Source organism: Pseudoalteromonas sp. S2721, from assembly GCF_005887425.1.
GTDB lineage: Bacteria > Pseudomonadota > Gammaproteobacteria > Enterobacterales > Alteromonadaceae > Pseudoalteromonas > Pseudoalteromonas simplex.
Genome location: NZ_PNCZ01000024.1, coordinates 25,497 through 52,118, shown reverse-complemented (window position 1 = coordinate 52,118; position 26,622 = coordinate 25,497). Strand labels below are relative to the sequence as shown.

Below are 26,622 nucleotides of genomic sequence, written 5' to 3'. Positions count from 1 at the left end.
CAGTTATGAAACTGCAAACTCGATACACAGATATTAGTGAACTACTTGCTATCAAGGATATGCCGAGCGCTGTTGCCGAGCCGCAATTACTGCTATTTAATGACAAGCTAGCTGATAATTTCGCAATTAAACACGACAGCGAATTTTTAGCTAAATTGCTATCTGGTTCAACGATAGATAACGACGTTGCGCCGGTTGCTCTTGGTTACTCAGGTCATCAATTTGGTCATTTTTCACCGCGTCTTGGTGATGGTAGAGCGCATTTACTTGGTGCTATTGCAGATAAAGATGGCACATTGTGGGACTTGCAGCTAAAAGGCGCTGGAGCAACAGTGTTCTCGCGCGGTGGTGATGGTCGCTGTGCCATTGGTCCAGCTGTTCGAGAGTACATTATGAGTGAGGCACTTCATGCGCTTGGCATCGCAACTACGCGCTGTTTAGCTGTGGTTACAACTGGCGAAACGGTATATCGTCAGCCACCACGCCCGGGGGCAGTTGTTACTCGCCTAGCTAAAAGTCACATCCGTGTTGGTTCATTTCAATACTTAGCTACACAAGGTGATATAGAAGGGCTAGAGAAGCTCGTTGATTACGCAATTAATTGTCATTTTCCAGACATTAGCAGTACGGGTGAGCAGCGTTATATTGAGTTTTTAACTGCTGTACTCGATAAGCAAATAGAGCTGGTTATCAGTTGGATGCGAATTGGCTTTATACACGGTGTGATGAACACAGATAATACCTTGATTAGTGGTGAAACCATTGACTATGGCCCTTGTGCGATGATGAATCAGTTTGACCTAGACACGGTATTTAGTTCGATTGACCATCAAGGGCGTTATGCATTTGGAAATCAACCGAATATTGCTAATTGGAATATTGCACGCTTGGCTGAAAGCTTAATTCCGTTATTTGCTGATCAAGAGAGTGCCGTCGAACAACTCTCACCGGTTGTAAATGGCTTTGCAGCTAAATTTAATGATGCATTTAATACTATGTGGCAGCAGAAATTAGGATTAGCAGGTCAGCACGAAGGCGATCATGCTTTAGTTTCAGAGTTGCTAGGTTTAATGAAGCAACATCAGCTCGATTATACTAATACTTTCAATGCTCTGACTGAATCTTTACTTGCGGATTTCGCAATTCCAACTAGTTTAAAAGAGTGGCATAAAAAGTGGAACGTGAGGATTTCGTCTAAAAGTTATGAAACTATGCGCGCTGTTAATCCTGCAGTCATTCCACGTAATCATACTATTGAAATGATCCTAGCGGAATACGAAGCATCGGGAGAAAGTTCATTAAAAGACGCCTTTTTAGAAGCATTTAACGATCCATATGTTTACGATGAGCGTCACTTTGAATGGCTTCAGGCCCCAAAAGATTATGATAAAAATTATCAAACTTTTTGTGGGACCTAGTCATTTAAATTAACTAGGAAAATTCCTATTTATTGAATTTAACTGTATGCTGATTGAGCGCTCTAATAGGCGGTGGTATTATAGATTTTAGGCTAATCTATTGCTTTAAAAGATGATCTCATACGGTATTCGAAGCTGGTTTGGTCATACATTTAATCGCTTATCTACGAAATTAGGCTAGGCTATTATTAGTACCTTAATAGTTATGGATTAATTAATAAGTTGAATGTCAATGCAAAGTAACTAATCGTTTTTTGTATTGTTAAAGTTTTGATTACTCAAAAAATACGAGCTCTTACGAGCTTTATTATGAAAATGGGAAGGAAACAATGAAACTGAAATCACTGACTATAGCTTTGGCACTTGCTGCAACTAGTGCTTCAACATTTGCTGCTGATAAAGAAGGTTTTTATATCGGCGCATTTGGCGATTACTATGATAATTCATGGGAAAATGTTCGCGATTACGCACCAGGCGGCCTTGATGTTGATGATTCAACAGGCTGGGGTTTAGAGCTGGGTTATCGCTTTAGCGATTACTGGAGTGCTCGCTTAGAATATGCTGATATGGATTTTGACTGGACCGCTGAACTAAACGATGGCACATCGATGAGCGGTTCTGAAAGTGGTAAGCGCTACGGTATTGATGGTTTATATCACTTCGGTGGTGGCCCATTTTACGGTATTTTTGGTTTGAAAAACCTTGATGCTGTTGATGAGGATTTAATGTTTGCAAACGTTGGTGCTGGCTACCAACACTACTTCACAGATAACTTTGCTTTCAATGCCGAAACTTCTTTGTACCAAGGCCTTGATCGTGGTTATACCGATGTGGGTGCTAAGTTAGGTTTAAGCTATATCTTTGGTGATCAAAGCAGCTCTGCGGCTCCTGTTGAGCCAGCTCCTGTAGTAAGTGGACCTACAGATAGCGATAACGATGGCGTAATGGACGCTGATGACCAATGCGCAAATACACCAATGACTGATGCGGTAGATAGCAAGGGCTGTACTCTTTATGAAGAAAAAGAGGCAACAATCACTTTACTAGTTACTTTCCCGCATGATGTTGCAGAAGTACCAAATAAATACTTCAGCGATATTGCTGATGTTGCAGCATTTATGAAAGAAAACGAAGGCACATCAGTTGTTCTTGAAGGTCATGCATCAGCAGTTGGTGATGCGGATTACAACATGAAGCTTTCTGAAAAACGTGCTAAAGATGTAGCTGAAGAGTTAGTTAAAGACGGTATCTCATCAGATAGAATCTCTACGGTTGGTTATGGTGAAGAACGCCTGAAGAACAAAGCATATACGCTTGAAGCGCATGCAGAAAATCGTCGTGTTGAAGCACAAATTAGTACGGTTGAACGTGTAAAGGTTATGCGTAAGTAATAGATTACTATTAGCTTATTGTAATTTATTAATAATCTTGAGATTAAAGCTGAACTATTTTTATGGTTCAGCTTTTTTTATACCTTAAAAACGCATTTACTTTTTTAATAAACGCGATACTCTTAAAGGTATACGGCATGGTATAAAAATAAGGTACACTTATATTGATTTGAATCATCGCAGCAAATGGGTGATTATTGTACTATGTTCTTATTGTTATCTCGTGTAATTATCACTAGGTAAATTAGAGTTTTTTTGAGCACTGTTAATTTGGTATGCCATTCAATGGCATTTCGACGGTGCTAAACGTCACTTTTTTAGGTGGTGTTTTGAAATTAACAAATTTATTGTAGTTTTAGTTTATTAAGTTTGGATTAATTACTCATCATCTATCTTGACAGAGTTTAGGCTACACAGCCTTTAGTTACTTAAATGGAAGGGAAGGAAACATGAAACTAAAATCACTAACTATAGCTTTAGCTCTTGCTGCAACAAGTGCTTCTAGCTTCGCTGCTGAAAAGCAAGGTTTTTATATTGGTGCGTTTGGCGATTACTATGATAATTCATGGGAAAATGTTCGTGACTACGCACCAGGCGGTCTTGATGTTGATGATTCAACAGGCTGGGGTCTAGAGTTAGGTTACCGCTTCAGTGATTACTGGAGTGCGCGTCTAGAATACGCTGATATGGATTTTGACTGGAAAGCTGAATTAAACGACGGTACGTCGATGAGTGGTTCAGAAAGTGGTAAGCGTTACGGTATTGATGGTCTTTACCACTTTGGTGGTGGTCCTTTCTACGGTATTTTTGGTTTAAAAAATCTTGATGCGGTTGATGAAGATTTAATGTTTGCTAATGTGGGTGCAGGTTATCAACACTACTTTACAGAGCATTTCGCATTTAATGCAGAAACGTCTTTATACCAAGGCCTAGATCGTGGTTATACAGATGTGGGTGCTAAATTAGGTCTTAGCTACATCTTCGGTGCTCAAAGCGCGCCAGCTGAGCCTGTAGAGCCTGCTCCTACGGTTGTTCCTGTTGCTGTAGAACCAGTAGATAGCGATGGCGATAATATCCCTGATGCAGACGATCAATGTGCAAATACACCAATGACTGACGCTGTTGATGGCACTGGTTGTACGCTATATGAAGATCGTGAAGTAACTAAGAGCTTACTAATCACGTTCCCTAACAACACATCTAAAGTATCTCAACAATACCTAGATGATATTGATGCTGCAGCAGCATTCTTAAAAGAGCACCCAGGTACTGACGTAGTGCTTGAAGGCCACTCTTCATCAGTAGGTAAAGCTGACTACAATAAGTGGTTATCTAAGAAACGTGCTGATGCGGTTGCTAAGAAACTAATCGAAGATGGCATTGATCCAATGCGTCTAACTACTGTTGGTATGGGTGAAGAGCGTCTTAAAAACCCAGCTAACACACCAGAAGCTCACGCCGAAAACCGTCGTGTTGAAGCGAAAGTAACTGTCATTGAACGTGTTAAAGTAGAGCGTTAATCTAACTCTTTACGCAAATTTTAAAAACCCAGCCTAGTGCTGGGTTTTTTCTTTTCTAAGTACTAGGAATTGGTTAGATAGGAATGATTCTTAATAAATATTCATTTGAATAGCGTTTTTTTCTAGTACTATTCATGATATTTATAGTGACTATTAAACTCCTTACTTACCGCATGGATTTTCATCTATACTTAAAAGCTTTATAATTAACTGTCAGAATACTATAAGTACTGGGTCTTAATTGGTATTTAGCTTAATACTACCGAGTACTTTCACGTCACCAAGAGGGCAATATTGTGCTACAAGAATATCGTAAACACGTAGAAGAACGTGCCGCGTTAGGTATCGTACCAGCGCCATTAGATGCTCAGCAAACGGCTGATCTTATTGAATTAATCAAAAATCCACCGGCAGGTGAAGAAGAGTTTATCGTTGATCTTCTAGTTAACCGTGTACCACCAGGTGTTGATGATGCTGCTTACATCAAAGCAGGTTTCTTGGCTGCAGTTGCAAAAGGTGAAGCGAGCTCTCCACTTGTATCAAAAGAAAAAGCAGCTGAGCTACTTGGTACTATGCTAGGTGGTTACAACATCGCGCCTATGATTGACCTTTTAGATGACGAAGCGTTAGCGCCAATCGTTGTTAAAGGTTTATCAAACACATTATTAATGTTTGATGCTTTTTATGATGTAGAAGAAAAAGCGAAAGCGGGTAACGAATTTGCTAAGCAAGTAATCGAATCTTGGGCAAATGCTGAGTGGTTTGTGAACAAGCCTGCAGTTGCTGAAAAAATCTCAGTTACCGTATTCAAAGTAACTGGCGAAACAAATACTGATGATCTTTCACCTGCTCCAGATGCATGGTCTCGCCCTGATATTCCACTACACGCTTTAGCAATGCTGAAGAACGAACGTGATGGTATCAATCCTGAAAAGCCAGGTGAAGTTGGTCCAATCTCACAACTAGAAGAGCTTAAAACGAAAGGTTTACCTCTTGCATACGTTGGTGATGTAGTTGGTACGGGTTCATCTCGTAAATCTGCAACTAACTCTGTACTTTGGTTCATGGGTGATGATATTCCTCACGTACCGAACAAACGCGTTGGTGGTGTATGTTTAGGCGGTAAAATCGCTCCTATCTTCTTCAACACAATGGAAGACTCTGGTGCATTACCAATCGAACTACCTGTTGATGAGCTAAACATGGGTGACCAAATCGATATCTTCCCATACGAAGGTGTTGTTAAGCGTTACGGTACTGATGAAGTAATCTCGACTTTCTCTCTTAAATCAGACGTAATCCTTGATGAAGTGCGTGCTGGTGGTCGTATTCCACTGATCATTGGTCGTGGCTTAACTGATAAAGCACGTGCATCACTAGGTATGGAAGCAGAAGATATCTTCCGTAAGCCTGCGCTTGTAACTGACTCTGGTAAAGGCTTCACATTAGCTCAGAAGATGGTTGGTAAAGCATGTAACATGCCTGGCGTACGTCCTGGTCAATACTGTGAGCCGAAAATGACAACTGTTGGTTCGCAAGATACAACAGGTCCTATGACACGTGACGAACTTAAAGACCTTGCGTGTTTAGGTTTCTCTGCAGACTTAACAATGCAGTCTTTCTGTCATACATCAGCTTATCCTAAGCCAATCGACGTAAACACTCACCACACACTTCCTGATTTCATCATGAACCGTGGCGGTGTATCACTACGTCCTGGTGACGGTGTAATCCACTCATGGTTAAACCGTATGTTATTACCAGATACAGTAGGTACTGGTGGTGACTCACATACTCGTTTCCCTCTAGGTATTTCATTCCCAGCGGGTTCAGGTGCGGTAGCATTCGCAGCAGCAACAGGTGTAATGCCTCTTGATATGCCTGAGTCAATCTTAGTACGTTTCAAAGGTGAAATGCAGCCAGGTATCACACTACGTGACCTAGTTCATGCTATCCCTTACTACGGTATCAAAGAAGGTCTTCTTACAGTTGAGAAGAAAGGTAAGATCAACGAATTCTCTGGTCGCGTACTAGAAATCGAAGGTGTTGAGCACCTAACAGTTGAGCAAGCTTTCGAACTTTCTGATGCATCAGCTGAGCGTTCAGCGGCAGGTTGTACTGTTAAACTTTCTAAAGAGTCTATCGCTGAATACCTTGAGTCAAACATCGTAATGCTTAAGTGGATGATCTCTGAAGGTTACGGCGATGTTCGTACTATTGAGCGTCGTATCACAGCAATGCAAGAGTGGTTAGCTAACCCAGAACTTATGGAAGCTGATGCAGATGCAGAGTACAAGCACGTACTTGAAATCGATCTTGCAGACATCAAAGAGCCAATCCTTTGTGCTCCAAATGACCCAGATGATGCGCGTCTTCTTTCTGACGTAACTGGCGAGAAAATCGACGAAGTATTCATCGGTTCTTGTATGACTAACATCGGTCACTTCCGTGCTGCAGGTAAACTACTAGATGGTTTCAGTGGCCGTATCCCAACTCAACTTTGGGTTGCACCACCAACGAAGATGGATAAAGACCAGCTTACTGACGAAGGTTACTACGGTATCTTTGGTCGCGTAGGTGCACGTATCGAAACGCCAGGGTGTTCACTATGTATGGGTAACCAAGCACGTGTTGCTGATAAAGCAACAGTTGTTTCTACCTCTACGCGTAACTTCCCTAACCGTCTTGGTACTGGCGCTAACGTATTCTTAGCATCAGCTGAGCTTGCAGCAGTAGCGGCAATCTTAGGTAAACTACCTACACCTGCTGAGTACCAAGAGTATGCAGATAAAATCAATGCAACTGCAGCTGATACTTATCGTTACCTGAACTTCCACCGTATGCCTCAATACACTAAAAAGGCAGACAAAGTAATCGTTCAGCAAGCTGTTTAATTTTAGCTAAATTAAATGACAAGAAAGCCCGCTTTTAGCGGGCTTTTTATTTTAGATAAAATTTCTAAAATATTTATAAATACGATCTTAAAGCTACATAAATCATCATCAGCGTTTACATAATAACGCAAAAATTTCCTACCAATTGCATTAAAATCCTCGCCAATATTCTCAACGTATTAAGGCGAGATCGAAATGACTACATTAAACAACCAGAACCTTTTACAGCTTCGTTTTGTAAGCCAAGCACATATTGACGCAGTTAAGCCTTCTTTTGCTAACCTACCTGCAAACCCATACGCAGATGGTGAATTTCGTAAGCGTCGTTATTCAGTAATCAAAGTTGTTGATGGTGAATTAAAACTACAACCAACAAAAGCATTTGTGCAAGATGACTCAATCAATACCTTCCAAGGTAATGTTGAGCGTACTTATGAAAATCTAGAAGATAGCTTATTAGCGACTGATGGCATGAAGCAAATCGTTAATCAATTTCGCGATATGACGGGTATCAGTGATGATCACGTTATTGAAATTCATCAGTTCAGAATGCTTGCGATCGACAGCGACACTCCAGCTGCACCTGAAGGTGTTCACCAAGATGGTTTTGATCACGTATGCGTATGTGGTGTATCACACGAAAACCTAGAGGGTGGTGAGCTACTTGTTTATGAACACCAACAAGCTGAACCATGTTTCAAAATGGAAATTAAAGACGGCATGTTCGCACTGATTAATGACCGTGAAGTATGGCACAACGCTACACCAATGAATAAATTAGACGCAAGCAAAGAAGGTTACCTTGATTGCTTCGTACTAACTGCGTAAGGGTAAACCATGAACTTAACGCAATTACGTCGCCAGTTCCCTGCACTTATGCAACAAGTTGCAGGTCAGTCACCGATTTTCCTTGATGGTCCGGGTGGCTCGCAAGTACCACAGTCAGTTCTAAGCGCTATGAGTGCATATTTGGGTTACTTCAACTCAAACTTAGGCGGTGCATTTTTCTCAAGTGATAAAACGGTAGAGTTAATGGCAAATGCTCGCCAAGCTGCAGCCGATTTATTAAATGCGCCATCTAAAGAGCAAATCGTGTTTGGTGCAAACATGACAAGCTTAACGTTTAGCTTTAGTCGTGCCATCTCACGTGATTGGACTGCTGATGATGAAATTATTGTCACCAATGCTGATCACTTCTCAAACGTATCATCTTGGCAGCAAGCTGCTGAAGATAAAGGCGCGACAGTAAAAACTACCCTTATCAACGAAGCTGATTGCAGCCTAGATATGGCACATTTTGAAAGCCTTTTATCTAGCAAAACAAAGCTTGTTGCTGTGACATATGCATCAAACACCACTGGTTCAATTAATGACATTAAACGCATCGTTGAGCTTGCACATGCTGTTGGTGCGCTAGTTTATGTTGATGCCGTACATTATGCACCTCATGAGCTAGTAGACGTACAAGCACTTGATTGTGACTTCTTAGCCTGCTCTGCATATAAGTTCTTTGGTCCTCACCTTGGTATTGTCTATGGCAAACGAGAGCACCTTGAAGGTTTCACACCGTATAAAGTTGAACCTGCAAAAGATGTTGCGCCAGGTCGCTGGGAAACGGGTACACAAAGCTTTGAAGCGCTAGCTGGCTTAATTGCTGCTGTTGATTACATTGCTGCAATTAGTGAACTTGATGATAGTCATTCACGCCGAGATAAATTAGCTGCTGCATTTGCTATGACTAAACAGCATGAAATGGCATTAAGTAAGCATTTCTTAACGCGTTTAGCAGATTACCCGCGCATTAAGTTATTTGGTATTGATGATCTAGAGCGCGTAGCTTCACGCACACCGACTTTTGCCCTCACATTTGAAGGCATCGAGCCACGCGTTGTGTCTGAATTTTTAGGTAAGCAACATATTTGCGTGTGGGACGGTAACTTTTATGCACAAGGTCTATGTAAGCAGCTAGATGTATTAGAAACCGGCGGTGTAGTACGCATTGGTTGTATGCATTACAACACTATTGATGAGCTTGATAAGGTTTTCGATTTATTTGATCAATTACTGGCAGATTAAAGCTGAGTTGTTGGTTTTAAGCTATAAGTTTTAAGCAGCCCGAGTGGGCTGCTTTTTGTTAGCATAAAAAGCGTGATATCAAACGTTGCATTCTTTCTACTAACAGCTTGCCGCTAAGATTGTGGTTGCCCATAAATTTGTTCTGCACGGTTGAATAAGACCCACGAGGTTAAAATATACTTGTCATTTGAAATAGGCTTATTACCACGGTGTGTGTGGGTAAAATAGCCCGGCGCTACGACCATAGTACCTTGTTTTGGCGATATTTTTCGTTGTTGATAGTAAAACTCTGTTTCACCACCTTCATCTACATCATTTAAATAAAACATAAATAATAACACGCGATGAAGGGCCTCGTTATGGCCTGCTTGCGGGTATACCTCACTATGCCAATAAGGGTAACCACCTTTATTGATATCGTATTTTTGTGCTTGAATTGGACCCATACGAAAAATCTGCTGCACGAGTAATGGCAATTGTGGTTTGCCGACTTCTTCAAAGTTATCTTGTGTTAGGTCAACAGGTTTGCCTGTTTGCGGATGGTAAACCTTTAAACCAAAGGCGCCAATCATCATAAAAATATGCTCTTCAAGGTATTTGAAGACGTAACCCGCAGTCGTTTGTTGAATATGCTTAAGTTGCTCAGCGTATTCAGAGTGATTATTAAGGTATAAATCGCGGCTGTCTTTTTTCGCTAAATCTACTCCGCCTGAGGTAGTGCCTTGTTTTAAATGCGGGCTTTGTTCAAATACCGTGATAAAGTTGTCGCAAAATTCTTTGCTGAGGGCGTTTTCGTATACGCGAATAAAGTCCGTCATGAGCTACCTTTAGTTTATATTTTTTATAGGGTTACTATGTTTACTGAAACTATCACACCACGCTTTAGCGAAACAGATGTGCTAGGGCACATCAACAATACCGTACTCCCTGTATGGTTTGAAGCCGCCCGAGCTCCTATTTTCAGGTTTTTTACGCCTGATTTAAACCCTTATGAGTGGAAACTGATCATTGCTAAGGTTGAAGTAAGCTTTGTGGGTGAGTTGTTTTATGGTCACGATGTCACAGTGAAAACCAGTGTTGAGCATGTCGGCTCAAGTTCATTCGTACTGCGCCAAGAGGCTTGGCAGCAGGATAACTGCTGTGCCGTTGGTAAAACCGTACTAGTACGTTACGACTTTGCAAATAAATGCTCGCAAAAACTTGATGAGCAAGAAAGGGCAGACCTTACAGCGCATCTAATCGCTGATGAATAAGCCATTTTTTGCCGACATTTATGTGTGCTTGGGGTAAAATGCGCCTTCATTATTTTGACTGAGTAATTTTGGGTTACACGCAATGCTGTTAATGATCGACAATTATGATTCGTTTACATACAACCTAGTGCAATATTTTCAGCGCTTGGATCAAGATGTATTAGTTAAACGAAACGATGAGATCAGTATCGCTGAGATTAAACAGCTTAACCCAGAGCACATCGTACTTTCACCTGGGCCCTGTTCGCCAAACGAAGCGGGTATTTCTTTACAAGTGGTGGAACAACTAAAAGGGCAGTTGCCAATTCTCGGTATTTGCTTAGGGCACCAAACCATTGCTCAGGCTCTGGGTGCTGATGTTATTCGCGCTAAGCAAGTGATGCATGGCAAAACATCATTAGTTAAGCATAGCAACCAAGGTGTGTTTAATGGTTTAGCTAACCCGCTGACGGTGTGTCGTTATCACTCACTTGTGGTTGATAAACAAAGCTTACCTAGTGACTTCACTATTACTGCATGGACAGAACAAAATTCTGATTTTGATGAAATTATGGGGATCATGCATAATGATTTAGCACTTGAAGGCGTGCAATTTCACCCCGAAGCAATTTTGACCCAACAAGGGCTTGAATTACTTGCTAACTTTTTAACTCGCTTCTAATCTTAGGCTAGTGAATTAACAAATATGACCGACAATACGCCTGTGCAAATGACTGAAGAAACCCGACAACAAAGGACTGCGATGGTGCTTAATGAGCGCGCGCACGATCTTTTGCTTGGTCATAGTTTTGCGCAGCGCCAAATTGGCTTTATTCATACCTTAGAAATCGATTATGGCGAGTCAATGGAGCAACGTACTTTATTAGAAGTAGAAGTTGCTGCTGAAAAAAAACGTCAGAAGGTAAGCACGGCGCATCATAAATATCGTGCTCAAGCGAGTAAGCAGTTACATCAAGTTATTGAAACTGCGATGAATAAGCAGCTTGAAGATATTGATACTGTAATTCACGAAACGATTGGGATTCAAGACAGTGTACCTGCTATTTTAGATATTTTAGCTGTACGTTCAGCTTCAGTGGGTCGACTTGAGCCTTTGGTTAAAGATTTAAGCTGGCTGGGGCGCGAGCTAGTCGCGTTTGTGAACTTGCCTTTTTACCGTCAACAACGTAATAAGCATACTTCCGTTAAAGTTGATAACCCGCTTTTAGCACTTCGTTACATTGGTTTAGATAACTTGAAGTTTGTCGTGCCGACATTTGCTGTACGCCACTGGATGCCTCATAGTACTGAGCCATTCCCGCTTTTAAAGCGTCGACTAAGAGATAATTCAATGGCGTGTGCCATTGCAGCGCAAGAAATAGCAAAGCTAAATGGCGTAAATGAAGAACATGCATTTACGCTTGGAATGCTGCTTGATGTTGGGAAGATTGCCTTAGTACGTTTGTATTTACGCACTTTTGAGCGAGTTTGGCAGCGTAAAGTAACTATGGCGCGTGATGAACAAAAGAAAGACTTGCATACCGCATTATTAGAGCTCAAGCCTGATCCTTTGTTTTTAAGTAGTTTGCTTAGCAAGTTGTCATTAAAAGTAACCGCAACAGTAATTGAACAAATGGCCTTTAGGTATTTACCATTTAATGCGGTGATGCAGCAGTTAACGACTCCATTAGCTAAAAACGATGAATATTTGCCGCTTACCAAGGTGATTTTAAAAGCACGTTGTTACGCTCAGTTTTTAAGTTTAAATGAGCATCAATTGGTCGAAAGTGACGAAACTGAGCGTTGGTTTGCACACTTCGATTTCACTAAGGAAGAGCTTGAACAGTTAGCTAAATGCAATTTTGATCACTTTCATATCCAAATTAATTAAAAAAATTGTTAATTTTTTTGCGACTATTCATTCATTGTTTATCAATCCACAGCGACAAAGTTTTTGTCATTAGCCAGTGCTTGGCTCACTAGCCTTACGCCTTTTTGTAGTATTTCGAGCAAAAAAAGGCCTTCAAATAGTTATTCACTATCCATGAAAAAATATCTCAAGCCCTTTGTTTTCAAGGCCTGCATGAAAGTTTTCTAAGAGACATAACGAAAATTTTCTGAAATAATGGATGAATGAAAATTGAACCAAAGAGTAATTTTGGTGATTTTGCGCTAAGCTCAATCGGCTAAGTAAAATGGCTTAGTTTTGCTTTAAAGCGCCACCAAACTCTGTGTGTGCTTACAATTATGAGGATATAAAATGACAGTCAATCGCGAATTATTTGATCAAGTAATGGTTCCAAACTATGCACCATCAAGTGTTATTCCAGTTCGAGGCGAAGGTTCTCGCGTATGGGACCAAGAAGGTCGTGAATTTATCGATTTTGCGGGTGGTATTGCTGTTAACTGTCTTGGCCATTGTCACCCAGCTCTTGTAAGTGCATTAAAAGAGCAAGGCGAAAAGATTTGGCACTTATCAAATGTAATGACTAATGAGCCAGCGCTTCGCTTAGCTAAAAAGCTAACTGACGCAACGTTCGCTGAAAAAGTATATTTTGCTAATTCAGGTGCAGAGGCAAATGAAGCGGCACTTAAACTTGCACGCCGTTTTGCACTTGATAACTTTGGTGAGCAAAAGTCACAAATTATCTCATTCAACAAAGGTTTCCACGGCCGTACATTCTTTACTGTAACAGTAGGTGGTCAAGCTGCATACTCTGATGGTTTTGGTCCAAAACCTGGTGATATCGTTCACTGTGACTACAACGATTTAGCGGCATTTGAAGCGCTTATCTCAGACAATACTTGTGCGGTAATGATGGAACCTCTACAAGGTGAAGGTGGCATTATTTCGCCAACTGCTGAGTTTGTTGAGGGTGTTCGTGAACTGTGTACTAAACACAATGCACTACTAATCTTTGATGAAGTACAAACCGGTGTTGGCCGTACGGGTGAGCTTTATGCTTATCAAGGTCTAAACGTAACTCCAGATATCTTAACGACTGCAAAAGCATTAGGTGGTGGTTTCCCTATCGGTGCGATGATCACCACAACTGATATTGCTAAGCACTTAAAAGTGGGTACTCATGGTTCTACTTACGGTGGTAACCCACTTGCGTGTGCAGTAGCTGAAGCTGCATTCGACACAGTAAATACACCAGAAGTACTTAACGGCGTTAAAGAAAAGTCTGCGTTATTCCGTGAGTTACTAACTGCGATTAACGAAAAGTACAATGTATTCACTGAAATCCGTGGCGAAGGTCTATTAATTGGTGCTGTAGTAACAGAGCAATTCAAAGGTCGTGCAAAAGAGTTTTTAGTGGCTGGTACTGCAGAAGGCGTTATGTCTTTAGTAGCTGGCGCTGATGTTGTTCGTTTCACTCCGTCACTTGTAATTCCAGAAGCTGATATCCGCGAAGGTATGGCTCGTTTCGAAAAAGCAGTTGCAAAAGTCGTTAACGGCTAAACGAAACTGTCATTTCAGGGCAAGTTAAGCTTGCCCACATTTCTTAATTTACCGTTATTTATAAGGGAGCAAGCGGACTTATGATGATCCTTCGCCCAATCCAGCAAAGCGATTACCAAGCGTTAGTAAAGATTGCTGATGAGTCAGGCCATGGCTTTACGTCTTTGCCTAATAATGAAGAGTTATTACAAAAGAAAATTGATCATTCTGTCAGCTCATTTGCAAAAGCTGCGCAACAGCCAGGTGATGAAGGTTACTTGTTTGTTCTTGAAGATAGCGAAACGGGTGAAGTTGTAGGGACTTCGGGGATTGAAGCTGCAGTTGGTTTAGATGATGCTTTTTATCATTATCATCTAAGCAAAGTGATTCATTCTTCTCGTACGCTAGACGTGTATAAAGCCGTTGATATATTAACCCTGTGTAACGATTACACCGGCGCAACTGAGCTGTGCACATTATTCTTAAAAGATGGCTACCGTAAAAATAATAACGGTAAATTGCTTTCAAAAGCGCGTTTTATGTTTATTAATCAACATAAAGAGCGTTTTGCTGACACCGTAATTGCTGAGATGCGTGGTGTTTCTGATGACAATGGCGAAAGCCCATTCTGGCAATGGCTAGAAGAGCACTTTTTCTCGATGGACTTTCCAACGGCAGATTACTTAACGGGTATTGGCCAAAAAGTATTTATTGCCGAGTTAATGCCTAAATATCCTATTTACGTCAACTTACTGAGCAAAGATGCGCAAGCTGTGATTGGTCAAGTGCATGATAATACACGCCCTGCGATTGAACTTTTAAAGAGCGAAGGTTTTACCTTCAATGGTTATGTAGACATTTTTGATGCAGGCCCAACTGTTGAAGCAAAAGTTGATAACATTGCTACAGTGAGAAATGCCCAAACGGTTAAAGTAGAAATTGGTGAAAGCCAAGGCGACACTACGGTATTGTTAGCAAATGATAAAATTGCTGATTTTAGAGCAACCGTGACTCAAGTTAGCCTATCATGTGATGCCGATAGCATTACAATCTCAAGTGAATTAGCAAAAGCACTTCACTTAGAAGCGGGTGATTCAGTATCACTTGCAAAACTATAGAATTCAGGAGACATATTAATGACTCATGCAGCGCAATTTATTAATGGTCAATGGCAAGCAGGCCTTGGTCATACTTTTCAATCTGTAAACCCAGCAAATAATGATGTAATTTGGCAAGCAAACACTGCCACTGCTGAACAAGTAGACGGCGCAGTCGCTGCTGCACGTGAAGCATTTTACAGCTGGGCTGATAAAACATTTGCAGAGCGTTTAGCGATTGTAAAAACATTCGCAGAAACGCTTAAAGAGCACAGCGAAGAATTAGCGATTGCTATCGCACAAGAAACAGGTAAACCACTTTGGGAAACACGCACTGAAGCAGGTGCGATGGTGGGTAAAATTGCTATCTCTGAAAAAGCATTTTTAGAGCGCACAGGTGATGTTGAAAACCCAATGCCACAAGGTCGTGCGATGATCCGCCATAAGCCTCATGGTGTAGTAGCTGTGTTTGGTCCTTATAACTTCCCTGGTCACTTACCAAATGGTCACATTGTGCCTGCACTTTTAGCTGGTAATACCGTGGTATTTAAGCCGTCTGAGCTAACGCCAGCAGTTGCTGAGTTAACGTTAAAGTTATGGCAAAAGGCAGGCCTGCCTGCAGGTGTTATCAACCTAGTGCAAGGTGAAGTAGAAACGGGTAAAGCGCTGGCATCTCATAAAGGGATTGACGGTTTATTCTTTACGGGCTCTTCGCGCACTGGTCATCTTTTACATGAACAGTTTGCTGGTCAACCGGGTAAAATCTTAGCCTTAGAAATGGGTGGTAATAACCCGCTTATCGTTACTGATGTTGCTGATACTAAAGCGGCTATCCACGATATTATTCAATCTGCGTTTATCTCTACAGGTCAGCGTTGTACGTGTGCGCGTAAGTTATTCTTACCAGCAGGCGAGCAGGGTGACGCCATCCTAGCGGGTCTTATTAAAGCAACTAAAGCACTTAAAGTCGGTGACTACGACGCAGAAGATCAACCTTTCATCGGGTCAATGATTTCTTCAGCGGCAGCAGCTGGTATGGTCAAAGCGCAACAGCAGCTTGTTGAGCTTGGCGCAGAAGTGCTTGTTGAGCTTACACATAAAGAAAATACCGGTTTCGTAACTCCGGGTATTTTAGAGTGTACAAATGTAGCTAACTTCCCAGACGAAGAGCACTTTGGACCACTGCTTAAAGTATTCCGTTTCACTGATTTTGATGCTGCTATTGATAAAGCGAATGACACAAGCTTTGGTTTATCAGCTGGCTTATTAAGCGACAGTGCAGTAGATTACGACCATTTCCTACGTCGTATTCGTGCGGGTATCGTAAACTGGAACCGTCCTATCACGGGTGCATCAAGTGCTGCACCATTTGGTGGTATTGGTGCATCAGGTAACCACAGAGCAAGCGCATATTATGCTGCTGACTATTGTGCATATCCGGTTGCTTCGGTAGAACTTGAAAAAGTAGCAATGCCAGCGACATTAAGCCCAGGCTTAAAAATTGATTAATAATCGTAAATCATTACAAAAAGCAGCTTCGGCTGCTTTTTTTGTATGAGATGCTTGGCAAAGGTAGCAATTAAAAGCGCTTTCTGCTTAAATCTAAAGAGATAGTTTTTTATTAGGTGTGTAGTCGTATGGTTTTAGATAGGCAAGGGTACGATGATCTTGTCATGTATCTCACTCAAAATTTAGCGCTTTTTGAGAAGCCGGGTCAAATTAAACCAGGAGCTCCAACAGTGTTAGAGCTGATTGAAGATGTGATAGCAGAAAATGTCATGTTACTTTGCGAGCAACACACTGAGCTTAGTACTGAACAACGCAGCCAAATTGTTCGCGAAGTCGACGGTATCGTATATGACTTACAAGAAGTGCTAAGCAGCGTCACCAATCATACAGTAACCGTTGAACAGCACGCGTTTATAGATGAGTTTGCTGGATTAGTGAAAAACTTATTTGATAGTGCTGTTGTAGAAAGTGCCTAATGTATAAAGCACAACACAATTTCTAGTCTTTAAGCGAGCAGCTCAACGTTAGGCAACTCGCTTTCCTTTAAAGCTCACCTCTTATCCCTTGCATCTGTGTGTGACTTGCTTACAATCAAGCAAAATAACTTTAAGAGATAAAGCACATGCAAGCGAATGTAAAATGGGTAGAAGGCGATACGTTTATTGGCCTTTCAAATTCAGGTCATAATGTAGTTTTTGATGCAGGTAGCGATAGTGCTGCGCCAAGCCCAATGGAAATGGTTTTAATGTCAGCAGGTTGTTGTTCATCTGTTGATGTTGTTAGTATTTTAAAAAAAGCCAAGCAGTCATTTTCTGATGTGCAAGTTAAGCTAACAGCTGAGCGTGCTGAATCAGCGCCTCGCGTGTTTACTAAGATTAACCTACACTTTGTGGTTACCGGTGATAATGTCTCTGAAAAGCACCTTGCAAGAGCGGTACAACTGTCTGCTGAAAAGTATTGTTCTGTAGCCTTAATGCTTGATAAAACAGTAGAAATTACGCATAGTCATGAAGTTGTGCAAGAACAGGTAAAATAACGCTTTTTCCGAGCAGAAAATTCGTATAAAATCCGCGAACTTTTATTTCTGCTGGTGCAGGTTTCACTCGTTTTAAGGTTGGTTTAGCATGAATAAACCCTTCGATAAAATTAAGCTTCATGGCTTTAATAACTTAACTAAGAGCTTAAGCTTTAGTATTTACGATATTTGTTACGCAAAGACGGAACAACAGCGTAAAGAATATATTGAATATATCGACGAACAGTACAGTGCTGATCGCCTTACCGATATTTTAGGTGAAGTTGTGGATATTATTGGCGCAAACATTCTAAATGTTTCTCGCCAAGATTATGATCCGCAAGGTGCCAGCGTGACAATCTTGATCTCTGAAGAGCCAATTGAGCAACAAACAACGTATGACGTTGATGAGGCGCCGGGCCCTCTTCCTGAAACAGTAGTAGCGCACTTAGACAAGAGCCACATCTGTGTTCACACATACCCAGAAGCACACCCTGATGATGGTATTTGTACGTTCCGTGCTGATATCGAAGTATCAACGTGTGGCATTATTTCGCCATTAAAAGCGTTAAACTTCTTAATTCACAGCCTTGAGTCTGATGTTGTAACAATTGACTACCGCGTACGTGGTTTTACTCGTGACGTAGATGGTGTTAAACACTATATCGATCACGCAATTAACTCAATTCAGAACTACATGACTGAAGATACCAAAGAAGCGTACCAAATGATGGACGTGAACGTGTATCAAGAGAACTTGTTCCACACTAAGATGATGTTAAAAGAAACTGACTTGAATACTTACCTATTCGGTGTTTCTACAGCAGATCTTTCTGAAGAAGAAGAAGAAGTTATCTACTCTAAGCTGACCCGCGAGATGCAAGAAATCTTCTACGGTCGCAACTTACCAGACACTGAGTAAATCACTAAAGCTTTAAAGAAACGGCGCGTAATGTAAGTTACGCGCCGTTTTTTTATGCCTCATTGACTGCACTTATCTGTGCTTATATGCTGATTAAAAGGCCAATTTAAGGATAGATATGTCAGTTGTTCTCTCGCAGTCAGTATTTTTAGCAGAGCAAGTGCGTGACCATGAAGGACCCGCAGCTAAGCGTTCTGGTATCACCTTGTATGAGCTTATGGAGCGAGCAGGGCTGGCGACTTATCAGCAAGCTATCAGCTATTTTCCTAAAATAAGTACATTCGTTGTGTTAGCGGGCGTTGGTAATAATGCCGGTGATGGTTATGTTGTTGCTCGTTTAGCTAAACAAGCGGGCAAACAGGTTACGGTTATTGCAGCAATACCTGATAAACCGCTCAAAGGTGATGCGCTCAGTGCTCAGCAAGCTTGGCTCAACGCAGGAGGGACAATTACCGCTGATGCCAGTGCTATTGAGCAAGCAGATATCATTATTGATGGCCTGCTTGGCACGGGAATTCAAAGCAATGTGCGCGAGCCTTTTTTACAGCTGATTAAAGCTGCCAACGAAAGCCAAGTGCCGATAGTTGCTATTGATCTACCTTCAGGCATACATGCCGACACAGGTGTCGTACAAGGAGTGGCAATAAAAGCCGCGCTCACTGTGACTTTTGTAGGTATTAAACAAGGTTTAGTGACAGGGCAAGGGCGAGAGCATACAGGGACGCTAGAGTTTAATGATTTAGGTATTGAAGATGCCTTTTTAAAACTGACATCACCCACGGCAGAGCTTATCAATTATCAGACACAGCCGAGGCTTTCTGATCGCGATAACAACAGCCATAAAACCAGCCATGGTAAATTGCTGTGTATTGGTGGTAATTCAGGGACTGCAGGCGCTATTCGTTTAACCGCAGAGGCAGCGCTTCGCACCGGTGCGGGTATGGTCAAAGTGTATACCCATAGTAGCTCTATTCTACCAGTGAGTATTGGCCGGCCAGAACTAATGGTGACAGATACAAACCTGATTAGCGCCCTAGAGTGGGCAACTTGTGTTGCTATTGGCCCTGGACTTGGTCAAGACACTTGGTCGGAAACAACCTTTGAAGCAGTAATGCAGTATTGCTTTACTAATAACAAGCCTCTGGTTATTGATGCAGATGCACTTAATTTAATGGCTCAGCATGCTTCGTCATTTCCATTGGCTAATACCGTTATTACACCACACCCCGGTGAGGCAGCAAGGTTACTTAATTGTCGCGCTCGCGATATTGAAGAAAATCGCTTTCATGCGGTAAAGCAGCTCGCACGTAGCTATACCACTACTTGTGTACTCAAAGGTGCTGGCAGTTTAATTGCTGATAATAACCAAACATGGGTGTGTACCGACGGTAACCCTGCACTTGCGGTTGGTGGCAGTGGCGATGTATTAACAGGTATCATAGCGGCACTAATCGCACAGGGGCTTACTCCTCAGCAAGCCGCTTGCTTAGGCGTAACCTTACATGCAAAAGCCGGTGACATTGCCGCAGAACGTGAAGGCGAAAGAGGTATGTTAGCGAGTGACTTGTTTGCGATAGTGAGGGAGTTGGTTAACTGATATATTGTTTATAATATATCAGTTTTTATAATGCTATCTCAAAGCTAATAAAATCCACATGTTTTTAATTTTATAAAATTATATTTCTGAATTTTTAATGCTAATTTATGGTTCTTTATTCGTAGTGAAGGTTTTTTTTGCAATAGAAATAATATCGTTAAAAGTGTTCTCTTGCATAACTTTTATATTTTTAATTGTATTTAAAACTTCATCAATTTGCTCTTTTTTTGTGAAACCAATTACAGGCAGGTCCACTTTATTATTTTGAATTGCTAGACATAAAGAGGCAGTCAAAGGTGACATATTTAATTGTGAACGAATTATCTCTTGATATTTCAAAATAGCCTGTTCTGTATCATGCCTTACCTTATCAGAACGATGATCAGATGGTCCAAACAAAAAGTTACCTTTGGTTTTAAGAAGTAATCCATGGGCAAAGAGCGATCTTGCCATATTGATGTTTTTCTTGTTTTTTAAATTTTTTATATAATCAATATCTTCATGATTCATTGCGTTGTATTGAAATTGTAAAACATCAATGTGAGGTATTTCAGATAAGTATTCATATGATGCTTTAAATTTGCTTCTCCTCATTGAGACCCCTACACTCTTAATGATTCCTTGTCGTTTTAAATCTTCTAATAATAACAAAAGATCATCGGAAATATCACTTAGGTTAGGTCCGTGTAGCATGTAAAGATCAATATAATCTCTATTTAAATTTTCTAAGCTTTTAAAGACTTGATTTTTAATATAAGTTACTGAGAAATCTTTTTGTAAAGATTTTGATGATTGCATTGGTGCTATTTTTATACCACCTTTTGTTGATATGTAAACTTGATTAATTTTTTCACCAAAAGCATTTCTAAGTAAAACTTCACTTTTTCCACGGCCATAGAAATCAGATGTATCGAAATGTCTAATATTTTTATCAAAAGCATATCTTAGTAGAGAAATAGATTCGTGATCACTTATCTCAGGCCACCCAAGAGGAGTATTAGATATATAGTTCTCACCACCTAACCCCCAAGTTCCGAAGCAAATAGAATTTTTTGTGTTTATTGGAAACATTTCTACCCTTTTAGAATAATTTTTTTTGCACCATATTATCTTCATAACCTAAAAAAGCTATTCCTTTCTTTTTTGCTATTTTTAGTAATTCAAAGTAAAGATAAAGTGCGGCATATGCATCATACTCAGCGCGATGAGCTTTTTTGTTAACCTTGTTTATAAATAGATTCTCAATTTCAAGTTCTTTTACTAAATTAGTTAATGAGAAGCTTTTAGTGTTAGGTAATATTTTTTTAGATGCTGTGAGAGTATCAATAAATCCTAATGGTTCCCACTCTGGTAGATACCTATTTAAAATATTTTTCTCAACTGAAACATTGTGAGATAACAATACTGAATTTCTAACATAATCTAAAATTTCATCTTTGATTTCTGAAAAAAATGGCTTTCCAATAAGATCTTCATTCCTAATTCCATGTATATCTGTAACATACTTACTTACAGGTTTTTCCGGTTTGATTAACCATGTTTTATCTTTAATTATTTTATTTTCCCGAACTTTTATAACTGAGATTTCAATTATTTCAGCTGGCGAAGCCCCATTCCCCTCGATATCTATTGAAACAATATTTTTAATGTTCATTTTTAAGTTTTCTCCAGCCTATTTCAGCTCGGCCATGTCTTCCTTTATAGTGGGGTTTAGAGATGTCATGAGCTTGGTATTCTAAGTTATGCTGTATAAAGTACCTATCTTGTTCATCTAAATTTTTAAAAATTATTGAACGTTCATTTACTGTGAATGGAGTTGTTTTATTGATCTTATTTAAGCAACTATTGATGTTGATAGTGTCAGGTTGCCTAAAAAATGACTTACATATACTTACTTGTTTTTCTGGACAAATATCACAAAGTTCCCTAATTCCGTAATGCCCATTATAATCAGGTTGTTGCCATGATTTAGATATAGCGCAGGAAGTTTTCCTGAAGATATTTTTACCGCCAAATTTAAAGTAAAGCTTTAATATTTTGCTTTCTTTATCTTCAGGAAAAATTTTTCTTCTTGCTACTTCTTGGTAAAGCATCGGGAGACCATTTTCTTCGAAGTAATTTTTTACTTCCTCTCTAAAGAAAAGCCCTGTAAATGCTACAGCGTCTGAATATTTTGAGAGTTGAACTGCATCTTCAATGTGCTTTTCAGAGTCGTTAAAGCCAGAAATTATCGGTCGCCAATAGAGAATCACTTTGAAATTAATCCTTGCTTCATATGCTGTTCTCAAACTGTTTTTTGCAATTTCAGAGCTGATAGGCTCAATCGTTTTATTCTCAATTCCAGAATAAGTTATGAAAAGATTCACTTTTAGAGGTAAGTAGTTATTTAGTTTCAGCGCATCTTGCTTTGAAATTTTAAATCTTGTGATAATGATGACTAAATTAGTTAATCCTTTTTCAGCAAGTAATGATAGAATTTTAAATAAGCTATCTTTTACACTGGGTAAAAAAGGGTCTGTGGCTCTATTGAAAATTTGAATCGGGGTTTTATTGGGGACGAAATACTTATGGGCAAGCAACTGCTTAACAGCCTCTTCATCTGTCAAAAGTCTATGTGGTTTTTTCATCTCATAGTTGTCATAAGTATGTCGAATACAATATGAACAATCAAGCGGACAACCCATAATATGGTTTAAGCTTAGCCCTGATTTTCGATACTCGATTGGTGCTTTTAAATTATCTTTTAATTGCTCTAATTCTGTAATAGAAATAAATGGTATTTTCTTCAAATTTTTTCCTTAAAATTCAAGTTTAAATATATAAAATCACTAAAATAAAAGGTTGTAGCAATATTTTTCACTTACCATGTAACAGATATGGCCTATCTTTTTATAACACATTTAATAGAAATGAATGAAGGTTAAGTTAAATATATTTCAAATATTACTGAAGTAGTATTTTATGCTATTTTGATATGATGAATTTACTTAGTTTAGCGAGTTAGCTATGGGTTACATCGTAGTTTTTATTAGAAGGTTTTTATGAGTGAAGCCAAAGTCTTTACTTAATAGTTAAAGCCGAGGTATTCAAGCAAATGAACTAACGATGTTACTCATTGTTAAAAGTTTAAGAACAGCTAAGTGGTAGTGCCTTCAATATGCTAAGTACTCTAAAGGCAAGATGGTGCAGGAGTTAATTTAGGCCCAAATGTCCTTAGTGTTCAAAGGCTTCAATGTAATAGTGTTCGAGTTGATTAAAGAGCTCTGATTGTGTTTTTCCTGACCCATCACTGAAAGTTCATATAGCTCCTTTTAGAGGTTATTAAGTACTTTTATAGGCATTTGAGGCTAGATAAACACAATAATTCATTGACGGCTGCGAGCAGCTATTTGAAGTTAGGTAAGTGACTCAATAACTCGTTATCAAAATAGTGTCTAGCCCATTCAAAACCAGATAAATAATCGCAGAACCATAAGAATTGTTCAAATGAATTTAAAGTGTCATAGATTTCATCGTCATTTAGCCCGCTATGGCCTTTATGTGAAGCTTTGTTACGATGCGCAATAGCCGTATTAATCCTTTGGAAATGTTCAGTTTTCCTGAAAGCCTCAAGATCATTTTTTGAACCTTCACCTTCGATTTCCAGCAGTTCAGCTAAGTAATGCTTTATTATGCTAACGACAGGAGGACTAGGTATCTCTCTAATGAGCCATTCACTACTTGGAGATAGAAAACTGACTAAGTCTTTCAACCTGACCTCAATAGCTGCAACTCCCATAATTAAAGATGCCCTAGAGCTTGCATTACAGATTAACTTAGCTTCTCTTAGTAGTTCATGCCCTGTAAGCCCACCATCATCAATAACAGACAATTCGAGAGTTTCTTTTAAAAGGGTGGTATCAACTTTCAAAGCTTGCTTTTTGTTGAAATAAGGCTCACTTTCTGGCTGAAAAATCAGTCGCCAGCCAGATGATTTATCTCTTGAGCAGTAGGTTCTGATTTGTGAGCTTGGATATACACTTGACTCAAGTCTTAAGCGCCATCTTAATGTGGATAAAACAGATTTAATAATCTCTGAAGCACTATCAATTTCAACAGATAAGAATGATTCTAATTTTTTTGGGTACATATCTAAAGGCGAGTCAGGGCCTGCATGAATTGAAAGGTCACTCATTGATTGAGTTCTGCTTTTTGTATTTGCCTTGGGTTTATATCCCTCGCAGTATAATCTCATCAATTCTGCAAGCTGCTCTTTAAATTGAAGATTTCTTATCAACGTTAACCTTAAAGTACCTACACCTTGGTCACTTTCTTTAGCTGCGTCCTCGAACACTTCTAGTGTGATTTCACCCGAGGGAAGTTTTATTGAAATACTGTTTCTTTTCAACTCTTCTAGGTTCAATAGCTTGATATGTTTCATTTCTATTTGCGATATCAAATACACTCTAAAACTGCCCTTAAATTAATATTAATGAAAAGCCTGTTATTTAAGCTTTGAGCATAAATAAAAAAATCAGTAAATTAAACCTATGTTTTATGTAAGAAGCACTCCTCGATGCAATCTCTAAGAGACTTCATTACCTTCACCTCTCCCCCTGTAACTCAGTAGGAACATACTCAAGGCAGAAGTAAGTTAACTTGTGAGGATGTTGCTTAAGGATGAACCTGAGAAGTAATTATATTTCTTAAAAAGATATAGAAAAGTGGGTAAGTGTATACCTAGATATACAAAAGGGTTTACCCATGTCTCTACAGATGTCTCTACAGAGGGTGGATAAACCCTTATAAATCAATGTTTAGGGTGTCGGGCAATAATTACATCATGCCGCCCATACCACCCATGCCGCCCATGCCGCCCATATCTGGAGCAGCTGGCTCATCTTTCGGGATTTCAGCAACCATTGCTTCAGTTGTGATCATAAGACCCGCGATTGAAGCTGCGTACTGTAGTGCAGAACGCGTTACTTTAGTTGGGTCTAAGATACCCATTTCGATCATGTCGTTGTACTCGCCTGATGCTGCGTTGTAACCGTAGTTACCTTCACCGCCTTTTACTGAGTTAACAACAACAGATGCTTCGTCACCTGCGTTAGTTACGATTTGACGAAGTGGTGCTTCCATCGCACGTAGTGCAACTTTGATACCGTGGCTTTGGTCTTCGTTGTCGCCAGCAAGTTCAACAAGTTTGCTTGCTACGCGAACTAGTGCAACACCACCACCAGGTACAACACCTTCTTCAACCGCTGCGCGAGTTGCGTGTAGTGCATCTTCAACGCGGTCTTTCTTCTCTTTCATTTCGATTTCAGTTGCTGCGCCAACTTTGATTACTGCAACACCGCCAGCTAGTTTAGCCATACGCTCTTGTAGTTTCTCTTTATCGTAGTCAGACGTCGCTTCTTCGATTTGTGCTTTGATTTGTGCAACACGACCATTGATGCCGTCTTCTTCGCCTGCACCGTCGATGATTGTTGTATCATCTTTAGTGATCACAACGCGCTTCGCTGTACCTAGGTCTTCGATTGTCGCTTTCTCTAGCTCTAAACCGATTTCTTCAGAAATAACAGTACCACCTGTTAACACTGCGATGTCTTGTAGCATTGCTTTACGACGGTCGCCAAAACCAGGTGCTTTAACCGCAGATACTTTAACGATACCGCGCATGTTGTTTACAACAAGTGTTGCAAGTGCTTCACCTTCAAGGTCTTCAGCAATGATAAGTAGTGGCTTGCTAGCTTTAGCTACTGCTTCTAATGTAGGTAGTAGCTCACGGATGTTAGATACTTTTTTGTCTACAAGTAGAATGAAGGGGTTGTCTAGCTCTACAGCGCCTTTTTCAGCGTTGTTGATGAAATAAGGAGAAAGGTAACCGCGGTCAAACTGCATACCTTCAACTACGTCTAGTTCGTTTTCTAACGACTGACCTTCTTCAACAGTGATAACGCCTGAATCACGGCCTACTTTTTCCATTGCTTCTGCAATGATGTCACCGATTTCTTTATCAGAGTTAGCAGAAATAGTACCTACTTGTGCAATTGCTTTAGTGTCTGCACATGGAACAGACAGTGCTTTAAGCTCTTTAACTGCTGCAGTAACTGCTTTGTCGATACCACGCTTAAGGTCCATTGGGTTCATACCCGCTGCAACTGCTTTTAAGCCTTCGTTTACGATAGCTTGCGCTAATACTGTTGCAGTTGTTGTACCGTCACCTGCAGCGTCATTCGCTTTAGACGCTACTTCTTTAACCATTTGAGCGCCCATGTTTTCGAACTTGTCTTCAAGCTCGATTTCTTTTGCAACAGATACACCATCTTTAGTGATCACTGGAGCGCCGAATGATTTGTCTAATACAACGTTACGGCCTTTAGGACCTAAAGTTACTTTTACTGCGTTTGCTAAAATGTTTACGCCAGTTAGCATTTTGCCACGTGCGTCACCTGCAAAAAGTACTTCTTTTGCTGCCATGATTAAATTCCTCTTAAATTCTGTAAACGGGTTGCTAAACGAAA

Annotated in this window: 22 protein-coding genes; 16 read left to right on the top strand and 6 right to left on the bottom strand. The window is 40.2% G+C overall.

What is annotated here, in order from left to right; all coding sequences use genetic code 11:
• The first annotated feature begins 5 nt into the window (after positions 1–5).
• The 6 genes from CWC02_RS10105 to CWC02_RS10080 all read left to right on the top strand — a co-directional run bounded on the left by CWC02_RS10105 (position 6) and on the right by CWC02_RS10080 (position 9,299).
• Entirely contained in the window at positions 6–1,418 is a 1,413-nt protein-coding gene (locus CWC02_RS10105) for a protein adenylyltransferase SelO (protein WP_138618018.1), read from the top strand.
• Between the two features lie 329 nt (positions 1,419–1,747).
• Entirely contained in the window at positions 1,748–2,809 is a 1,062-nt protein-coding gene (locus tag CWC02_RS10100) for an OmpA family protein (RefSeq protein WP_138618016.1), read from the top strand.
• A gap of 449 nt (positions 2,810–3,258) precedes the next feature.
• A complete protein-coding gene (locus tag CWC02_RS10095) occupies positions 3,259–4,329 on the top strand; it encodes an OmpA family protein (protein WP_054552410.1) in 1,071 nt (356 codons plus the stop codon).
• 296 nt (positions 4,330–4,625) lie between these two features.
• Positions 4,626–7,223 (top strand): bifunctional aconitate hydratase 2/2-methylisocitrate dehydratase, encoded by a 2,598-nt coding sequence (acnB, locus tag CWC02_RS10090; protein WP_138618014.1) that lies wholly within the window; start codon positions 4,626–4,628, stop codon positions 7,221–7,223.
• A gap of 195 nt (positions 7,224–7,418) precedes the next feature.
• Positions 7,419–8,051, top strand: coding sequence for a 2OG-Fe dioxygenase family protein (locus tag CWC02_RS10085; protein WP_138618012.1), 633 nt, complete (start codon positions 7,419–7,421; stop codon positions 8,049–8,051).
• A 9-nt stretch (positions 8,052–8,060) separates the two neighbouring features.
• Complete coding sequence (locus CWC02_RS10080; protein ID WP_138618010.1) at positions 8,061–9,299, top strand: cysteine desulfurase-like protein; 1,239 nt, start codon at positions 8,061–8,063, stop codon at positions 9,297–9,299.
• A gap of 113 nt (positions 9,300–9,412) precedes the next feature.
• Here the strand turns inward: CWC02_RS10080 and CWC02_RS10075 are convergent, their stop codons facing one another.
• On the bottom strand, positions 9,413–10,117 hold the full coding sequence (locus tag CWC02_RS10075) for a 2OG-Fe(II) oxygenase (protein ID WP_138602461.1): 705 nt from the start codon (positions 10,115–10,117) through the stop codon (positions 9,413–9,415).
• A gap of 36 nt (positions 10,118–10,153) precedes the next feature.
• Here CWC02_RS10075 and CWC02_RS10070 point away from each other — a divergent pair, with 36 nt between their 5' ends.
• From CWC02_RS10070 to CWC02_RS10025, 10 genes are all read left to right on the top strand, one after another.
• Positions 10,154–10,552 (top strand): acyl-CoA thioesterase, encoded by a 399-nt coding sequence (locus tag CWC02_RS10070; protein WP_138602459.1) that lies wholly within the window; start codon positions 10,154–10,156, stop codon positions 10,550–10,552.
• 82 nt (positions 10,553–10,634) lie between these two features.
• A complete protein-coding gene (locus CWC02_RS10065) occupies positions 10,635–11,213 on the top strand; it encodes an anthranilate synthase component II (protein WP_135923252.1) in 579 nt (192 codons plus the stop codon).
• Between the two features lie 48 nt (positions 11,214–11,261).
• Entirely contained in the window at positions 11,262–12,422 is a 1,161-nt protein-coding gene (locus CWC02_RS10060) for an HDOD domain-containing protein (protein WP_138618066.1), read from the top strand.
• 369 nt (positions 12,423–12,791) lie between these two features.
• On the top strand, positions 12,792–13,997 hold the full coding sequence (locus CWC02_RS10055; RefSeq protein WP_054552417.1) for an aspartate aminotransferase family protein: 1,206 nt from the start codon (positions 12,792–12,794) through the stop codon (positions 13,995–13,997).
• 80 nt (positions 13,998–14,077) lie between these two features.
• Complete coding sequence (gene astA / locus CWC02_RS10050) at positions 14,078–15,094, top strand: arginine N-succinyltransferase (protein ID WP_054552418.1); 1,017 nt, start codon at positions 14,078–14,080, stop codon at positions 15,092–15,094.
• 18 nt (positions 15,095–15,112) lie between these two features.
• The gene (gene astD / locus CWC02_RS10045) at positions 15,113–16,582 is read left to right on the top strand and encodes a succinylglutamate-semialdehyde dehydrogenase (RefSeq protein ID WP_138618008.1); all 1,470 of its coding nucleotides are present in this window, start codon (positions 15,113–15,115) and stop codon (positions 16,580–16,582) included.
• Between the two features lie 128 nt (positions 16,583–16,710).
• Positions 16,711–17,058 carry a DUF3802 family protein gene (locus CWC02_RS10040; protein ID WP_054552420.1) on the top strand — a complete coding sequence of 116 codons (348 nt, stop codon included), beginning with the start codon at positions 16,711–16,713 and terminating at the stop codon, positions 17,056–17,058.
• A gap of 146 nt (positions 17,059–17,204) precedes the next feature.
• Positions 17,205–17,618 carry an OsmC family protein gene (locus CWC02_RS10035; protein WP_054552421.1) on the top strand — a complete coding sequence of 138 codons (414 nt, stop codon included), beginning with the start codon at positions 17,205–17,207 and terminating at the stop codon, positions 17,616–17,618.
• An 88-nt stretch (positions 17,619–17,706) separates the two neighbouring features.
• Complete coding sequence (gene speD / locus CWC02_RS10030; protein ID WP_054552422.1) at positions 17,707–18,519, top strand: adenosylmethionine decarboxylase; 813 nt, start codon at positions 17,707–17,709, stop codon at positions 18,517–18,519.
• A 118-nt stretch (positions 18,520–18,637) separates the two neighbouring features.
• Positions 18,638–20,116: an NAD(P)H-hydrate dehydratase gene (locus CWC02_RS10025; RefSeq protein ID WP_138618006.1), complete on the top strand. Its 1,479-nt coding sequence runs from the start codon at positions 18,638–18,640 to the stop codon at positions 20,114–20,116.
• Positions 20,117–20,221: 105 nt separating this feature from the next.
• On the opposite strand, the gene CWC02_RS10020 is transcribed toward CWC02_RS10025, so the two are convergent.
• The 5 genes from CWC02_RS10020 to groL all read right to left on the bottom strand — a co-directional run bounded on the left by CWC02_RS10020 (position 20,222) and on the right by groL (position 26,578).
• Positions 20,222–21,187 carry an aldo/keto reductase gene (locus tag CWC02_RS10020; protein WP_171043835.1) on the bottom strand — a complete coding sequence of 322 codons (966 nt, stop codon included), beginning with the start codon at positions 21,185–21,187 and terminating at the stop codon, positions 20,222–20,224.
• Between the two features lie 10 nt (positions 21,188–21,197).
• Positions 21,198–21,770: a 3'-5' exonuclease gene (locus tag CWC02_RS10015; RefSeq protein ID WP_138618002.1), complete on the bottom strand. Its 573-nt coding sequence runs from the start codon at positions 21,768–21,770 to the stop codon at positions 21,198–21,200.
• Positions 21,760–22,905, bottom strand: a complete 1,146-nt coding sequence (locus CWC02_RS10010) for a radical SAM family protein (protein ID WP_138618000.1) — start codon at positions 22,903–22,905, stop codon at positions 21,760–21,762. Before CWC02_RS10010 ends, CWC02_RS10015 begins: the two co-directional genes overlap by 11 nt.
• A gap of 596 nt (positions 22,906–23,501) precedes the next feature.
• A complete protein-coding gene (locus CWC02_RS10005) occupies positions 23,502–24,536 on the bottom strand; it encodes a hypothetical protein (RefSeq protein ID WP_138617998.1) in 1,035 nt (344 codons plus the stop codon).
• A gap of 395 nt (positions 24,537–24,931) precedes the next feature.
• Positions 24,932–26,578: a chaperonin GroEL gene (gene groL, locus CWC02_RS10000; RefSeq protein ID WP_138617996.1), complete on the bottom strand. Its 1,647-nt coding sequence runs from the start codon at positions 26,576–26,578 to the stop codon at positions 24,932–24,934.
• Positions 26,579–26,622 lie beyond the last annotated feature (44 nt).

What these genes read in the sequence shown, in the direction of transcription:
- astA (WP_054552418.1), top strand. Translation starts at nt 14,078, where the DNA reads ATGATGATCCTTCGCCCAATCCAGCAAAGCGATTACCAAGCGTTAGTA.
- CWC02_RS10100 (WP_138618016.1), top strand. Translation starts at nt 1,748, where the DNA reads ATGAAACTGAAATCACTGACTATAGCTTTGGCACTTGCTGCAACTAGT.
- astD (WP_138618008.1), top strand. Translation starts at nt 15,113, where the DNA reads ATGACTCATGCAGCGCAATTTATTAATGGTCAATGGCAAGCAGGCCTT.
- CWC02_RS10040 (WP_054552420.1), top strand. Translation starts at nt 16,711, where the DNA reads ATGGTTTTAGATAGGCAAGGGTACGATGATCTTGTCATGTATCTCACT.
- CWC02_RS10080 (WP_138618010.1), top strand. Translation starts at nt 8,061, where the DNA reads ATGAACTTAACGCAATTACGTCGCCAGTTCCCTGCACTTATGCAACAA.
- CWC02_RS10055 (WP_054552417.1), top strand. Translation starts at nt 12,792, where the DNA reads ATGACAGTCAATCGCGAATTATTTGATCAAGTAATGGTTCCAAACTAT.
- CWC02_RS10025 (WP_138618006.1), top strand. Translation starts at nt 18,638, where the DNA reads ATGTCAGTTGTTCTCTCGCAGTCAGTATTTTTAGCAGAGCAAGTGCGT.
- CWC02_RS10005 (WP_138617998.1), bottom strand. Translation starts at nt 24,536, where the DNA reads ATGAAACATATCAAGCTATTGAACCTAGAAGAGTTGAAAAGAAACAGT.
- CWC02_RS10065 (WP_135923252.1), top strand. Translation starts at nt 10,635, where the DNA reads ATGCTGTTAATGATCGACAATTATGATTCGTTTACATACAACCTAGTG.
- CWC02_RS10105 (WP_138618018.1), top strand. Translation starts at nt 6, where the DNA reads ATGAAACTGCAAACTCGATACACAGATATTAGTGAACTACTTGCTATC.
- CWC02_RS10020 (WP_171043835.1), bottom strand. Translation starts at nt 21,187, where the DNA reads ATGTTTCCAATAAACACAAAAAATTCTATTTGCTTCGGAACTTGGGGG.
- CWC02_RS10035 (WP_054552421.1), top strand. Translation starts at nt 17,205, where the DNA reads ATGCAAGCGAATGTAAAATGGGTAGAAGGCGATACGTTTATTGGCCTT.
- CWC02_RS10015 (WP_138618002.1), bottom strand. Translation starts at nt 21,770, where the DNA reads ATGAACATTAAAAATATTGTTTCAATAGATATCGAGGGGAATGGGGCT.
- CWC02_RS10060 (WP_138618066.1), top strand. Translation starts at nt 11,262, where the DNA reads ATGACTGAAGAAACCCGACAACAAAGGACTGCGATGGTGCTTAATGAG.
- CWC02_RS10070 (WP_138602459.1), top strand. Translation starts at nt 10,154, where the DNA reads ATGTTTACTGAAACTATCACACCACGCTTTAGCGAAACAGATGTGCTA.
- groL (WP_138617996.1), bottom strand. Translation starts at nt 26,578, where the DNA reads ATGGCAGCAAAAGAAGTACTTTTTGCAGGTGACGCACGTGGCAAAATG.
- CWC02_RS10085 (WP_138618012.1), top strand. Translation starts at nt 7,419, where the DNA reads ATGACTACATTAAACAACCAGAACCTTTTACAGCTTCGTTTTGTAAGC.
- CWC02_RS10075 (WP_138602461.1), bottom strand. Translation starts at nt 10,117, where the DNA reads ATGACGGACTTTATTCGCGTATACGAAAACGCCCTCAGCAAAGAATTT.
- CWC02_RS10095 (WP_054552410.1), top strand. Translation starts at nt 3,259, where the DNA reads ATGAAACTAAAATCACTAACTATAGCTTTAGCTCTTGCTGCAACAAGT.
- speD (WP_054552422.1), top strand. Translation starts at nt 17,707, where the DNA reads ATGAATAAACCCTTCGATAAAATTAAGCTTCATGGCTTTAATAACTTA.